Below are 14,025 nucleotides of genomic sequence, written 5' to 3' on the forward strand. Positions count from 1 at the left end.
CAGCGATGAACGCTTTTGTTTGTATGGTACCATTGCACTACTACGTTTTTAGAAGCATTTACGAATCCCTGGAGGATTCAGTTTTTTTAATCCCCCCCCAAACGGATAAGCCAATAGTTGAATATGGTGGCGGTATGAGTTCGAGGGGCCTTTATGATTATGTGTATTCTTTCTTGAAACAGAAACATGTAAATGTTGTGGATTATGGACCTGCTGATATAGATAATTTTGCGGATTTTATTAAAAAAAATGTTCGTAATATCATATGTCCGCATATGTTTACCGGCGTCCATTTATTAGATAACGTAAGAATTTTTAAAATTGTCTATGGTATTCCCCGAAATATACAGGCGCAGTTTAAATATGAACTCAACTATTTAATGGATTTCATCATAGCTTTCGGAGAGGAAGCGTCAGAGAGATATAAGAGCAGGGGGTATGATAACATATTTTATGCAGGCAACCCGATGTTTGATGATTGGTTTAACGACAACATTGATGAAGTTCTGTTGGAGCAAATCGAGACAAGATTAGATCACGGCAAGCCGACACTGCTATACTTGCCAACGTGGAACACGTATTCTTCAATAAACACCTTCGCAGATGAAGTGCTCGGCTTAAGTAACGATTATAATATCATTATCAAGCTGCATCATTGTACGTTTAATGGGGAAATCGATAGACTTTGCAAATTCATGTCCTATCCCGAGATTAATGTTTTTGGGGACTATATGGACCCATTAGTTCTTTACAGGCTAAGTGATTTGGTTTTAACGGACGGATTAAGTGGCTCAACATTTGATGCGTTACTTTTAGGCAAACCAACGATTATGCTTGGTTCCTCTGTTGAGGAATATGGTATTGATATTTTTGAGAATGAGATTTTATCATCCGATAATAGAGGCCAAAGATTAGTGGAAACCGTAACCATCCCCAAAGATCTTCCTCGCGCAATACAAAACAATCTTGGGAAACGGATACAGTTGAATGAGGAATTAGAAAGACAACTGTTTTTTAAAACAGACGGGAAGTCAGGAGAACGCATAGCGAAAATTGTTGTTGAGACCGACGATCGCCCGGTAACGCCATTACTGGAAAAGTACGACAAAGCATTAAAGTTAGTCTCTGACATAAAGCAGCGGGGTATTATCGAAGGGAGCAAAAATGACTTTTTACAACATTGCTACCCGGAACAGACAAAAAAACTAGGCATAATTTCAAGAATATCTCACCGTTTATTCAGAAACTGATATTAAATCCAAGCCATCGTGAAGTCTGGCATAACTGAGTATCCATACTTTCGGCAAAAGTAGAATTCCCCTGCTATATTCCATAAAATGATATGTCTCTTTCATTGAAATGATAATAAACCGATGTGATGAACATAAAATGACTTCAAGAGCACGGTTAAAGATTTTTCTTTTTTTGATTATCTTTTTTTTGATTATGTACACTTCTGTAGAGATATGTTCTTGGATTTTAATAGAATATTATTTAATCCCTTACAATAAAATAAAAATCATAACTGCATCAAAGATAAACGATGGCATAGCTAACTTTACAAAAGGTAATTTTCTATACGATTTCGATCCGGTTCTTGGCTGGATCATGGTGCCTTATAGTTCAAAGATATATGAGGATTGGAGTTATCATATTGATCATAATGGAGCGCGATCGAATAACAGTTCAAAGAACATGGCATATATTTCAACCTATGGCGATTCTTTTACTTTTTGTAATCAAGTTTGTGATGATGAAACATGGCAATATTATTTGTCTGATATGACGAAGACAAGAGTTTACAATTTTGGAGTTAGTGGTTACGGGACAGATCAAGCATTACTGAAAATTGAAAGGCAATATGGTGATAGCCCCACAAAAATAGTCATACTTGGAATTTTAAGTGAGAATTTGGGTCGCAATGTTAACCGTTATCGAGCAGTCTATTATATGGGACGCTATGGAGTCGACCTTTGGGGTTCCACTAAGCCTATGTTTTTTCCTGCTAAGGACAACGAATATGTACTTCTTGAAAATCCAGTGAAGAAACCAGAAGATTTGTATAGGCTTAAAAATAGTGATTTTGTATCACAAATATGCGAAAAGTATGATTACTGGTATCCTTATTATAATTCCATTCCAAAATTCAAGTTTCCCTTCTTCTGGGCACTAGTGAAGGCCAATTTTATCAAGAAATCACCTCCCTTCGTAGTTTTAGACTACGATACTAAAGTTGCCGTTATTAATAAGAGTGGAATTGAAACAACAAAGCACATAATAAGAAGGTTCATAGATTATTCGAAAGAAAAACAGTTTATTCCGATAGTTCTTTTTTTTCCGACTAATCAGGATTTAAAGACTTATTATGAGTTTAACATTCATAACTTGAGCCAACTAAAAGATGCAATCGATTTTAAAGATTTGATTGTTATTGATATTTTCGATATTTTTCGTGAAACGCTAATAAAGAAGAAAATTAACGGTGAATATTTATACATGGATGGAACTCATATAAGTCCTCAAGGTAACCATATTATTGCCAGAGCTATTTATAATGCTCTCCAAGAAAATAATCTTTTAAACTAAAAAAATGAAAGTAATTACAAAATGGATTTTTTGCCTTGCTGTGGTGATTATTGCAATTTTCGTATTTTCTGAGAGCGCACTTTCAAAGGTAATTGTATGTTTCAGGTACGACTATGTATCTAATACTTCAGATCCGGTTGTTGATAATATGGTTATGAATGTATTCATGGAAAGAAACATACCCTTAACGGTTGCGATAATCCCCTTTGAGAGGGACATTAAGACCCACAGACCGATTCCTTTTGAAATAAAGGAAAAGACTGCGTTGAAAAAAGCTTCTGATGCGGGAATTGTAGAAATTGCTTTGCACGGTTTCCTGGATGAGGCAATAGCCTTTAATAAAAGCGGAGTAAAATTGGAGTATTCATTTATTCTAGCATCCGAGCAAAAGAAAGAAATATTACATGGGAAGCAGGAATTAGAGAGTATTTTTAAAAAGAATGTAAAGATCTTTGTTTCCTCTAAAGAGTACGATCGAAACGCATTGGCGGCCTTAGAAGAAGCGGGCATAGAAATATTGTTGGCCAATAGAAATGGCGTAATTTCAAGAGATTCAAAGTTGAAGTTTCTACCTTCAACATGCACTACGATAGATCTGATCAAAACTGTCAAAGAAGCAAAGAAGTACAATTTCTTAAATCCGATAGTGATTAATGTATTTAATCGATACGAGTTTATGGAATCAGATGTAGTCGATTATGACATAAAAAAAAGATCGATGTCAGCGTTTAAATTGATTCTGAATGAACTAAAAAAGCAAGATGATGTTGAAATTATGAATATAGGTGGCGTTGCAAAGCAATATCCTTATACTACAGAAAGCCTGATGGCTCGAAACAAGCTCTATACCACTCTGTTTTTACCACAATTATTCTTGCCCCTTCCTTTCTTTAACCCCAAAGCCATGATTCCTTCTGATAAGCTTTACTATTTAGAAGCAGACAAGGCAATTTCAATAAAAAAAATCGCGAAATTGAAAGTAAATTTTGTCAATGCCCTCTCCTTTTTGTCTTTTGTTTTGGTAGGATTTCTAATCTTTCGATTCCTGATATTGAAAGTAATCTTAAGGAAATTACTTAAAATAAACATTTATCGAATAACATCTGTTTCATTGTTTGCCCTTGCAATGCTTTACTCGATTAGAAACGGGAGGCTTGAGTCTATAGCTGGAATAATCGTAGCCTTTTTTGTCGGCCTTTTATCCGGGGAATTAGTACGGTTTAACTGCGATACTAAAAAAACTGATTACTGAAATATTACGGTCACACTTTATAAGTAAGTAGGAAAAATATTCGTTTTTATCTGTGAATCTATCCATGGCCACTTTGAAGAAATTAAGAATATTGTGCATTGGATGGGCAAGTAGCATCCATGTAGAAAGGATGATGACCTGGATGGCAAGTAGGGGTCATGAGGTCTCGATACTAACAGATATACCCAAAGAAATACCTAGCGTTACAGTATATGACCTCCGGAGAAAACCTGACCTGAGGCCGCGCCTCGAGAGATATAAAGACGCTTATTCCAACGTACACTGGAAATGGCTCTTCAAACTGAATGAAATTATTCGTATTAGAAAAATTGTTAAGGAAATAAAGCCTGACATTGTTCATTCGTTTACCCTTTGGTACCCTGGATATCTTGGTGTTTATCTGAGTTTTCATCCTTATATGGTCACGGTTTTTAATGGTGACGTTTTGTGGAAACAAGAACATATAGATTTTTATACAAAGATAAGGACAAAATACGCAATAAAGAAGGCCGACTTAATAACTGGTGAGTCTCAGGCTTTGATAGATGCATGTGTGGTGCACGGTGCTGATAAAAGCAAAGTTCATGTTACGCGCAATGGAGGGGTTGACTTAAGAGTGTTTAATCCAAACGGAAACAAGGCAGAAATTCGCCGTATGTTAAACCTTCAGGCAGACTCGAAGATTGTCTTAAGTCCTCGAAACACCGGTTTGTTCTACAATCTGGACAAGATCGTAAAGGCCATACCAAAGGTAAGAAAGTCTGTTGATGACATCGTTTTTGTCTTTATCTGGCATTCGCCTGCAGAAAAGGGAAATGAGTTACTTGGTTTGGCATCGAATCTGGGTGTGAAGGATGCAGTGAAAATAGTAGGTTATGTCAATCATGATGTAGTTGCACTGTACCATAGGGCTGCGGATGTAATGGTTTCAATCTCCGATAGGGATTCGGGACCGATGGCCTTGCAGGAGGCGATGGCATGCGGGGATGTCCCGGTGATAAGCGATTTGCCTTCTGTAAGAGAGTGGATACAAGATGGCTGGAATGGATTATTGGTTGACATGAACAATGTTGATCAGGTTGCAGATTCCATTATTACACTGTTGGAAAATGATGAAATGAGGAAATCCTTTGCTGAAAGAAATTTGCAATTGATACAGGAAAAAGGCGACCAGGAATACTGGATGGGTAAAATGGAAGAGTTGTATTATTCTTTGGTGAAAGGTGGAAAAGACAGGCAAGGGGCAAGGGGATCAGGAAATGGTAAAAGTCAGAACTAATGGAAATATCGAATCGCTGATTAACCAAAACTGTCTTTAAATCAAAAAAGTGGGGTTTGAATATGAGAATTATAAGAATAACAGCAAGATTAACTAATTTAGAAAAAACAGGAGAGCCATACGAAGCAGATTTTTTAGTTGATACGGGAGCTATTGATTGTATGGCCCCTGAGTCTGAATTAATTAAAGCAGGTATAAAGGTTGAGGGAAAAGAAGTATATGAATTAGCCAATGGGCAGTCTGTAGAATACAAATTTGGATTTGCAAGAGTTTCATTCATGGGATCGGAAACAGTAACACAAGTAATATTTGGATCTGAAGATTCAGAGCCAATCCTCGGTGTAGTGGCATTAGAAAATACAGGCATAGGAGTTGACCCTGTTACAAGAACCCTCAAAAGAATGGCTGCAAAACCGTTGAAGTCCTTTACGACGGCAGGCTGATAATGGAAGCAGTAAGAGATATAATAGGCGATTCATCCAAGGGAAATGTAACCACAGATATAAATCTGATGTACACAGATGAATACAATGCGATAGTTTGCCCTGTGTCCTGCATTGTGATAAGCCGTCAATACAGTCCACACTCCATGCCCCTTCGGGGCACAAGTAAATTTTTAAGAAACATCTCCTCTCTGCGAACTCTGCGTCTCGAAGTAGCGTAAGCGACTGGGCGAGAGGAAAGAATTTAGAAGTAAATGTTTTTCAACTCATACGATTCAATCCCGACTGAGGAGGGACAACTCAACACACAACACTGCTTTTAAAAAGGGGAAATGAATGAGCCATAATTGAAAGATGAGGAAGTAACGAAGATTATAAATGTAATTAGTGGTAATTCATGGTAATTATTTTGGGGGTAACATATGAAAAAAGACCATCTTGAAATGATACTGGAAGATATTAAAGAGAAGTTTGACCTTGTCCTTGAGGGCCACGAAGTACTCCACAGGGAAATTCAAGATACCAGGCAGGAGCTTCGTGAAGAGATCGGCCTGGTGAATGGCAAGGTTGATGCCCTCAACCACAAGATTGATTCCGTGGATAAGAAACTCTCAGATAAGATTGATTCCGTGGATAAGAAACTCTCAGATAAGATTGATGATGTGGAAAAATCCCTCAAACAGGAGATCAGGGCAGTAGCTGACGATCTTGCCGCCCACCGTGCTGACACTGAATCACACGGGAAAGGTTACAAGGTTTCCGACAGTTAAAAAAAGCAGTTTTTGCCACAGATAAGATCGGATATAAATCTGATGAATGAGAGATGTATTGGTTTTGGTCAGAATTATGGATACCCCGCAAATTCTGCCCAAACAGCTCACCCTTCGGGTAACTGTAATATCCATTCAACAATAGCGCCTAAGGCGCTACGGAAGGTGTTGGTCATCTGAGAGTAACAAATTGAAATTACTTGGACAAAACTCAAGACCGCTTTTATGGCGTGGCCCGACACCAAGTAATAATCACGACCCAATCAAAACAACCAACAACCAATTTTTTCTTGAAACATGCTATACTATAATAAGATTAATAAATGGAGGTGCAAATGATCAGGGCGAGTTTTGTGGTGAAACTTAACGATCTTGATTCAAGCCTCATTGAAAAGCTGAGGAGTGTATTTAAAAACGATAATGTTGTTGAGATTAATATATCGGACAGTCTTGATGAAACAGAATACTTAATGTCAACTCCAGCAAATCGTGAATCCCTTGAAAGATCGTTGGAACAGCTCAAAAGACGGGAATTCGTATCGATTTCTGCCGGTGAACTATAAGGCATGATCAACTTCACAAAAGAGGCATGGGAGCAGTACACATACTGGCAAAATGTCGATAAAACCATGGTTAATAAAATTAATAATCTCATAAAAGACTGCACGAGAAGCCCCTTTAAAGGAATCGGAAAACCGGAGCCGCTAACAAAAAACCTCTCCGGGTTCTGGTCAAGAAGGATTGACGATGAACATAGACTTGTGTACAAATACGAAAATGGAGATTTGTTTATTATATCATGCCGGTTCCATTATTGATGTGTTAGTCGGCTCGCTTTTTTGACCCTTTCTTTAAAGGTGCCTTTTGTGCCTTGGTCCGACCCCAATTGTTAATACACATTTTACCCGCAAGGGTGTGCGGGTTTGCCCTTTAATCCCTAATCCAGCTACCATCTGTGGCTGAATAATAAGTTATCAATGAACGCTATTAACGCAAAAAAATGCAAAACTGTATTTCATAAACCAGGGAGGTAAAATATGAGCGGTACAACTTTAGATAGATTGTTGGATGACTTTAAGGAATTGCCCATAGATGACAAAGAATACGCTCTTAATATTATAACCAAACAGTTTATAGAGACAAAGAGATTGGCAATTGCAAAAAGAGCAAAGGAAGCAATGTCAAATTTGAAAAAAGGAGCAGTGAAAGCAGGAACCGTGAAGGATTTATATAAGGAACTGGAAAGTGATTGAGCTTACCTGGGATCAGGGCTTTAAAAGAATTTACAAAAAGAAAGTTAAAAATAATCAGGAACTTAAAGAGAGATTCTGGGATGCTGTTGAGCTATTTTCAAAGGAACCTTTCAATCACAGCCTGAGAACCCATAAGTTGACGGGAAAGCTTGATGGTTTTTTGGGCTTTCAGTGTAGCATTTGATTGTAGAGTCATTTTTAAGTTTTTAAACAAGAATGAAGTTTTGTTGGTAGACATAGGTGGCCATGATGAAGTGTACTAAGAAAATATCATCCGTTCTTGTACATCATCTCTCACAGAGACCACAGATAAAAGAAATTGCGGATTGCGAAATGCGGATTTAAATACAAAACTTGAAGTGCATGAAAAAGAATCTAAGGCCTTGTCTCTCACAGAGTACGCAGAGTTCGCAGAGAAAGATGAGATATAATGGTGGACAGAATTCAGAGACAGACGAATTCTGTCCACACTCCATGCCCTTACAGGGCAGAAGTAAATTAAATCTCAAACCAACATTTAAAACCATGTTTCTCAACGGTGAGCGCACCCAAATAAATGACGCTGATAGAAGTAAATTTTACCCGCAGGATGTGCGGGTTTGCTGGAATGAATCTTTCTCCTCATTCCAGCAAAGATATCTCCTCTCAGTTTACCCCGTGTAACGCATTTGCTACTCTATTGCACTGGGGTGCCCTCTGCGGACTCGAGTGATCCCGTCGATGACGGGAGAACGGGCGAGAGGAAAATGATTTAAAATCTTTATCTCTCACAGAGCACACAGAGTTAAAGTATCTTCTGGTAACTATCCATTCAACAATAGCACCGAAGGCGCTGATTGTTTTACCTGATTTGCCGCTCTATCTCAAATCAGGTAAAGAAAAATAACATCCGCATTCATCCGCAGTTATCTGTGGCTAAAAAAAGCATTTATCACCTTGGTCAAGACCTGCTTCGCATGGTTTAGCAGGGCGTTATAAATAAATTCTAAATTCTCATTTCTAAATTCTAAATTGTACCCGATTAACGAAATGAAATCACAAAAGATAATGCATATAGTCGGTGCGCGACCCAATTTTATGAAAGTTGCTCCCATCATGAGAGAGATGCGCAAATATCCCGACAGGTTCACCCAAATCCTCGTTCATACCGGTCAGCACTATGATGAAAGCATGTCGGAGGTATTCTTTTCTGATCTGGATCTGCCCAAGCCAGATATTAATTTGGGGGTCGGGTCAGGCACCCATGCGTATCAAACAGCGCAGATCATGCTCCGATTCGAATCAGTGCTGCTTGAAAATAGACCCGACTGGGTGGTTGTGGTAGGTGATGTGAACTCAACGATTGCCTGTGCGCTGGTATGCAGTAAACTCGGAATTCGTGTTGCCCATGTGGAGGCGGGTTTACGTTCTTTCGATAGAACCATGCCTGAAGAGATAAATCGTATTCTGACGGATCAGATTTCAGATGTTTTGTTCACAACAGAAGAAAGTGCCAATGAAAACCTGTTGCGGGAAGGCATTCCAAAAGAGAAAATCTACTTTGTCGGTAATGTTATGATCGATACGCTGGTTCATTTGTTACCGAAAACTGACAACCGGCTAATTCTGAAAGAACTTGGTTTGCTGAAAAGTGATGGCCAGGCTGAAACGAGAAGCTACATGCTTGTAACAATGCATCGCCCTTCAAATGTGGACAACAGTGAAACGCTAAAGGAAATTATAGGTACTTTGATTGAATTGAGTAAGCATATGCCGGTTATCTTTCCTGTTCATCCCCGCACCAGGGGACAAATAGCTGATATGGATTTACAAACATCGACCTCTCTCATTTTTTTAGACCCGCTTGGATATCTCGATTTCTTGACCCTTATGCGGCATGCGAAATTGGTGTTAACCGACTCTGGCGGTATTCAAGAGGAAACCACTTACCTTGGCGTGCCGTGTCTGACAGTGCGACCAAATACCGAACGACCGGTGACTATCTCCAAGGGCACAAATAGATTGGTGGAAAATGACAGCAGGCAAATAATAGAAGCTGTAAAAGATACAATGGACAATTTGTCCAAGGGAAGCATGAGAAGGAGCATCCCTGAACTATGGGATGGCAGGGCATCTCAGCGAATTGTAGAGATCTTGGCAAACTTAGCGATAGGAGAATGAGTTAAATGTTGCAGTTGGTGAAGAAGATAATTCGAGAAAAAGCAATTGATTCATTAAAATCAAGAGGCTATTTTGTCGCAAGACCTCATTTTTACAACCCCATTCCAGATAAAGAGTATATTAATGGGCAAGGCTATTGGAAACAGCCATATCCTTGTCACGGCATAGAATTTAACGATACGGCACAACTAAGTTTATTGGAGGAAATATCATCTTTTGCAAATGAGATTAATGAATTACCCGAAGATGTTCTTAACCCCCAGAAGAATCAGAGTTTTCTTGATATGGATCTGGAGTTTTTGTATGGTATGATCCGATTAATAAAACCGAAAAAGTTCATTGAGATTGGCGCTGGGTGGTCTACGCTGGTCTCTTTGCATGCTATTGAAAAGAATAAAAAAGAGGATATGGATGTACGCATACGATAATAGAGCCATATCCTAATCGTTCTCTCTTACATTTTATTAATAATGCAGATTGTTATATTCAAAAAACAGGTTCAAGAAATATCGCCTGATTTATTTGTTGGTTTGGGTCAAAATGACATTTTATTTATCGACACAAGCCATGTTGCAAAGTATGGAAGTGATGTAAACTATCTTTATTTTCATATACTTCCTTTGATCGGATCGGGTTGCTGCGTCCATATTCATGATATTTTTCTTCCAAATGATTATTTTCATGATTGGGTTGTTAAAAATGATCTTTTTTGGACCGAACAATATGTTGTTACCGCTTTTTTGATGTATAACCAAGAGTTCACAGTAAAGCTTGCAGCCCAGTATCTAAGCCGAAAGTACCGCAGCAAGCTTAATAACCTATTCCCACGGTTTAAACCATCTTTTTCACCGGGCAGCCTTTGGATCCAAAGAAAATAATAATAATGAATTTCACTACCCAGGTAAACAAAAGTAATAATGATATAAATCTAAACAACTTTAAAGAGGTGAGTCAAATGGAAACAAACAGAATAAAAAGGATTCTTGTTACGGGAAGTAAAGGTACTCTTGGAGTTCCTCTTGTTGCGGAGCTGAAAAAGCGGGGTCACGAAGTGTGGCAGTGCGACCTGCAGCATCAGCGGGACGAAAACTATATTCGAGCAGACGTATCAAACCACCGTCAGTTGGAAAGAGTTTTCGAGGCAAATCAATACGACTATGTGTATCACCTTGCCGCTGAATTCGGACGTATCAATGGAGAGGAATATTACGATACATTGTGGGAGACAAATGTAATAGGGACCAGGAATATCCTTGAGTGGCAAAAAAGAAAAGGTTTCAGGCTCATATTCGCCAGTTCCTCGGAGATATATGGGGATAAACACGAGGAAATTCTTTCGGAGGATATTCCTCTCAATAAATCCATCATTCAGCATAACGATTATGCGACCACAAAATGGGTCAATGAAGTTCAGATAATGAACTTTGAAAAAAGATACGGCATTGAGACCGTCCGATGCCGGTTTTTCAATGCCTACGGCCCGGGGGAGCATTATCATCATTACAGAAGTGTGGTTTGTTTATTTTGTTACAGGGCGTTGCATAATATTCCCTGGCAAGTATATGAAGGGTATCATAGAGTCTTTATGTATATTGATGATTTTATCCCCACTCTTTCTAATGTCTGCGAAAATTTCAAGGCAGGTGAGGTTTACAATATTGGCGGCGAAGAATTCAGGAGCGTTAAGGAACTCAGTAATTTAGTGTTGAAACATACGGGCGCAGACGAGTCGCTTGTGGAATATCTACCTGAGGACAAGCACAATACGATGAATAAGAAACCTGACATATCAAAGGCAAAGAAAGACCTTGGACACAATCCCAGGATTATATTGGAGGAGGGCGTGCCAAAAACAATAGAGTGGATGAAAGCAACATACAGAGTATAGGTATGAGAGTGAAAAAACTATTATGTTGGGACTATCAAACAGTATCTGACGATGAAAAAAAATAATTATAGTTACGAGGAATTTAGATTTAAATATCTGGGCACTCTTTTATGTGTAATATGGATGCTTTTCATTTTTGGTACTTATTTTATTAAATATTCGAATGTAGCAGGTTATATAAAAAAATTAACGACTATACTATTCTCGTCATGATTAATTTATTACTCTTATTCTTGTTTGTTGTTATATCTACAGCGCTGGGAGCTTATCTTATTGATTTGTTAAGAATTAAGAAAACATCTCTGTTTGATTCATTTGTTTTTTCATATGCTATTGGGATAGGGTTAATTTCGTTGCTCATATTTTATATCGCTTCATTTGGTTTTTTATATTCAACCTTTTTATATCCAATATTGTTTCTGCTGGTTATAGCTTCTATTCCAAAGATATTCGCTTTTTTGAAATCTTTAAATAAGTCATCATTAATGATAAAACAAATAAATTGGCCCTATTTAAATATCATTATTTTCACTATCATTGGAATATATATCCTTATTCTAATGATCCAGGCATTATGTCCCCCAACCGAGTATGATTCCCTTGTGTACCATCTCGCCGATCCTAAAGCATTTCTTAAATATAAACAGCTTATTTATCAACAGGTACCAGGAATAGACATACCTCTTGGTAAAATAATGCCATTTAACTTTGAGATGCTTTACATAATTCCACTTTTTTTTGGAAGAGATGCGCTTGCTCAACTGTTTCAATTAGGCTCAACAATGATTGCACTATTGGCTGTTTATAATTGCACTGCAAATTTGTTTTCGGCTCGTGTAGGACTGATGGCTATAGCAATATTATCGTTTCAGCCTGCGGTTGCTCCTTTCATGTCTTCAGCCAAACCGGATACAGCGCTTCTCTTGTATGCTGTTTTAGCTGTCTATTCTATCGTTAATTGGTTTCGACAAAATGATTCAAAATGGTTATTGCTTTGTGGCATTTTTTCCGGCTTTTATTTGGCCGGAAAATTATCGGGTTTAATCCTCGCCGTGTACTTGTTTATCCCTATTCTTTTTAAAAGTATTTATAGACACAGAATAAGAATTGGAAGGATATTATCAGAATCAGCTATTTTTTTGTTGCCCGTAGTAATTATAGCGGGCCCATGGTTAATTAGAACCTGGTTCATAACCGGAGATCCGATTTATCCTTATTTAACTAAATTCTTTGGAAGATCATTTATTACAGAAATAAGCCACCAAAAGTCTTTAATGGGATTTATCAAATATCCTTGGGATTTAACTTTTAATACGAATGTATTCTTGGCGGAAGGAGGTATAACACCAATTTATTTGGCTATTTTCCCGGTAATATTTATTTTAAAAAGGATAAGCAAGCCTATAATTTATTTGTCACTATTTAGCATGATCTATATCTATACCTTTTATTTTCTCCATGTTCAAAGCCGTTATTTTCTTGTGGGTATTGTCGGCTTAGCCATAGTATGCGCTTATTTGATTGACAAAATATTAAGGAGTGATCATAAAATCTATAAAATAATTACTTTAATATTACTTTTCTCATTCTTTTCTCAAAATCTATATGCTCTTGTCAAAGTGAATGTCCCCAAATTCAAGGTGGCGCTGGGATCATTAAGCCGTCAACAATATCTAAGAAACAGTCTTCGAGATTATTATTTTATGGCAGAATATGTCAACAATAACTTGCCCATAAATTCAACTATTTTTTCTCCATGGGAAAATAGATTCTATTATTTTGATTGTAATTTTTTGAGCGGGAATTGGATGGTATCGGAAATGCTCAAAGTTGACTCTGTAGAAGAATGGAGGAAGATTTTAAAAGAGGAATATAAAGCAAATTATCTCCTGTTAGCCTGGGATTATCATCGAGTATTGATCCGGCTATATGAGAATGGACATTTGGGATATGACCCGAGAAAAAATCTTTTATTCAGTAATGGGATGGAAAAATATTTGAGTTTAGTGCATTCAAACGGCGATTACGTGCTATATAAAATATTATGAGCGAAAAAGTGAGGTTTATGATATTGGTGGAAAAGAATTCAGGAGCGTGAAAGAACTCAGTAATTTAGTATTGAAACATACCGGTGCAGATGATTCGCTTGTGGAATATCTACCTGAGGACAAGCACAATACGATGAATAAGAAACCTGACATATCAAAGGCAAAGAAAGACCTTGGACACAATCCCAGGATTATATTGGAGGAGGGCGTACCCAAAACGATAGAGTGGATGAAGCAGGTGTATGGGAAATAGAGAAGGCATGACACTCCACATTCTGATTGAATTACACACATCAGAAAAACTATGAAAAGGACTCTAATAATTGCTGGTGTTTGTTTTCCTCCT

At 37.8% G+C, this 14,025-nt stretch carries 15 protein-coding genes and 2 pseudogenes; all 17 read left to right on the plus strand.

Translation table 11 applies throughout. The features are described 5' to 3' along the window. The first annotated feature begins 5 nt into the window (after positions 1–5). The 17 genes and pseudogenes from NTX75_03755 (at position 6) to NTX75_03835 (ending at position 13,932) form a co-directional block, all read left to right on the plus strand. Complete coding sequence (locus NTX75_03755; protein MCX5815344.1) at positions 6–1,250, plus strand: CDP-glycerol glycerophosphotransferase family protein; 1,245 nt, start codon at positions 6–8, stop codon at positions 1,248–1,250. 139 nt (positions 1,251–1,389) lie between these two features. After that, on the plus strand, positions 1,390–2,586 hold the full coding sequence (locus NTX75_03760; GenBank protein ID MCX5815345.1) for a hypothetical protein: 1,197 nt from the start codon (positions 1,390–1,392) through the stop codon (positions 2,584–2,586). A gap of 4 nt (positions 2,587–2,590) precedes the next feature. Beyond that, entirely contained in the window at positions 2,591–3,838 is a 1,248-nt protein-coding gene (locus NTX75_03765; protein ID MCX5815346.1) for a DUF2334 domain-containing protein, read from the plus strand. A gap of 64 nt (positions 3,839–3,902) precedes the next feature. Next, positions 3,903–5,117 carry a glycosyltransferase family 4 protein gene (locus NTX75_03770; protein ID MCX5815347.1) on the plus strand — a complete coding sequence of 405 codons (1,215 nt, stop codon included), beginning with the start codon at positions 3,903–3,905 and terminating at the stop codon, positions 5,115–5,117. A 62-nt stretch (positions 5,118–5,179) separates the two neighbouring features. Next, positions 5,180–5,560: a clan AA aspartic protease gene (locus NTX75_03775; protein MCX5815348.1), complete on the plus strand. Its 381-nt coding sequence runs from the start codon at positions 5,180–5,182 to the stop codon at positions 5,558–5,560. Between the two features lie 2 nt (positions 5,561–5,562). Then, entirely contained in the window at positions 5,563–5,781 is a 219-nt protein-coding gene (locus tag NTX75_03780; GenBank protein MCX5815349.1) for a hypothetical protein, read from the plus strand. Between the two features lie 201 nt (positions 5,782–5,982). Continuing rightward, on the plus strand, positions 5,983–6,330 hold the full coding sequence (locus tag NTX75_03785; GenBank protein ID MCX5815350.1) for a hypothetical protein: 348 nt from the start codon (positions 5,983–5,985) through the stop codon (positions 6,328–6,330). Between the two features lie 335 nt (positions 6,331–6,665). After that, positions 6,666–6,893, plus strand: coding sequence for a hypothetical protein (locus tag NTX75_03790; protein MCX5815351.1), 228 nt, complete (start codon positions 6,666–6,668; stop codon positions 6,891–6,893). Between the two features lie 3 nt (positions 6,894–6,896). After that, entirely contained in the window at positions 6,897–7,148 is a 252-nt protein-coding gene (locus NTX75_03795) for a Txe/YoeB family addiction module toxin (GenBank protein ID MCX5815352.1), read from the plus strand. A gap of 219 nt (positions 7,149–7,367) precedes the next feature. Next, entirely contained in the window at positions 7,368–7,583 is a 216-nt protein-coding gene (locus NTX75_03800) for a hypothetical protein (protein MCX5815353.1), read from the plus strand. Further along, a pseudogene (locus NTX75_03805) lies at positions 7,576–7,846 on the plus strand (type II toxin-antitoxin system mRNA interferase toxin, RelE/StbE family). Before NTX75_03800 ends, NTX75_03805 begins: the two are co-directional and overlap by 8 nt. A 766-nt stretch (positions 7,847–8,612) precedes the next feature. After that, positions 8,613–9,743 carry a UDP-N-acetylglucosamine 2-epimerase (non-hydrolyzing) gene (gene wecB, locus NTX75_03810; GenBank protein ID MCX5815354.1) on the plus strand — a complete coding sequence of 377 codons (1,131 nt, stop codon included), beginning with the start codon at positions 8,613–8,615 and terminating at the stop codon, positions 9,741–9,743. A 5-nt stretch (positions 9,744–9,748) separates the two neighbouring features. Continuing rightward, positions 9,749–10,171: a hypothetical protein gene (locus NTX75_03815; GenBank protein ID MCX5815355.1), complete on the plus strand. Its 423-nt coding sequence runs from the start codon at positions 9,749–9,751 to the stop codon at positions 10,169–10,171. 42 nt (positions 10,172–10,213) lie between these two features. Next, positions 10,214–10,621, plus strand: a complete 408-nt coding sequence (locus NTX75_03820) for a hypothetical protein (protein MCX5815356.1) — start codon at positions 10,214–10,216, stop codon at positions 10,619–10,621. A gap of 92 nt (positions 10,622–10,713) precedes the next feature. Then, the gene (locus tag NTX75_03825) at positions 10,714–11,631 is read left to right on the plus strand and encodes an NAD(P)-dependent oxidoreductase (protein MCX5815357.1); all 918 of its coding nucleotides are present in this window, start codon (positions 10,714–10,716) and stop codon (positions 11,629–11,631) included. A gap of 278 nt (positions 11,632–11,909) precedes the next feature. Beyond that, positions 11,910–13,679 (plus strand): glycosyltransferase family 39 protein, encoded by a 1,770-nt coding sequence (locus tag NTX75_03830; GenBank protein MCX5815358.1) that lies wholly within the window; start codon positions 11,910–11,912, stop codon positions 13,677–13,679. Positions 13,680–13,689: 10 nt separating this feature from the next. Continuing rightward, positions 13,690–13,932, plus strand: a pseudogene (locus NTX75_03835) (NAD(P)-dependent oxidoreductase). Positions 13,933–14,025 lie beyond the last annotated feature (93 nt).

Source organism: Pseudomonadota bacterium, assembly GCA_026388315.1.
Taxonomy (GTDB): Bacteria; Desulfobacterota; Syntrophorhabdia; order Syntrophorhabdales; family Syntrophorhabdaceae; genus MWEV01.

Bases quoted from the DNA above. Each gene is read 5' to 3' on its own strand.
- NTX75_03785 (MCX5815350.1), top strand. From the start codon at position 5,983: ATGAAAAAAGACCATCTTGAAATGATACTGGAAGATATTAAAGAGAAG.
- NTX75_03765 (MCX5815346.1), top strand. From the start codon at position 2,591: ATGAAAGTAATTACAAAATGGATTTTTTGCCTTGCTGTGGTGATTATT.
- wecB (MCX5815354.1), top strand. From the start codon at position 8,613: ATGAAATCACAAAAGATAATGCATATAGTCGGTGCGCGACCCAATTTT.
- NTX75_03755 (MCX5815344.1), top strand. From the start codon at position 6: ATGAACGCTTTTGTTTGTATGGTACCATTGCACTACTACGTTTTTAGA.
- NTX75_03790 (MCX5815351.1), top strand. From the start codon at position 6,666: ATGATCAGGGCGAGTTTTGTGGTGAAACTTAACGATCTTGATTCAAGC.
- NTX75_03760 (MCX5815345.1), top strand. From the start codon at position 1,390: ATGACTTCAAGAGCACGGTTAAAGATTTTTCTTTTTTTGATTATCTTT.
- NTX75_03800 (MCX5815353.1), top strand. From the start codon at position 7,368: ATGAGCGGTACAACTTTAGATAGATTGTTGGATGACTTTAAGGAATTG.
- NTX75_03820 (MCX5815356.1), top strand. From the start codon at position 10,214: ATGCAGATTGTTATATTCAAAAAACAGGTTCAAGAAATATCGCCTGAT.
- NTX75_03770 (MCX5815347.1), top strand. From the start codon at position 3,903: ATGGCCACTTTGAAGAAATTAAGAATATTGTGCATTGGATGGGCAAGT.
- NTX75_03775 (MCX5815348.1), top strand. From the start codon at position 5,180: ATGAGAATTATAAGAATAACAGCAAGATTAACTAATTTAGAAAAAACA.
- NTX75_03815 (MCX5815355.1), top strand. From the start codon at position 9,749: ATGTTGCAGTTGGTGAAGAAGATAATTCGAGAAAAAGCAATTGATTCA.
- NTX75_03780 (MCX5815349.1), top strand. From the start codon at position 5,563: ATGGAAGCAGTAAGAGATATAATAGGCGATTCATCCAAGGGAAATGTA.
- NTX75_03795 (MCX5815352.1), top strand. From the start codon at position 6,897: ATGATCAACTTCACAAAAGAGGCATGGGAGCAGTACACATACTGGCAA.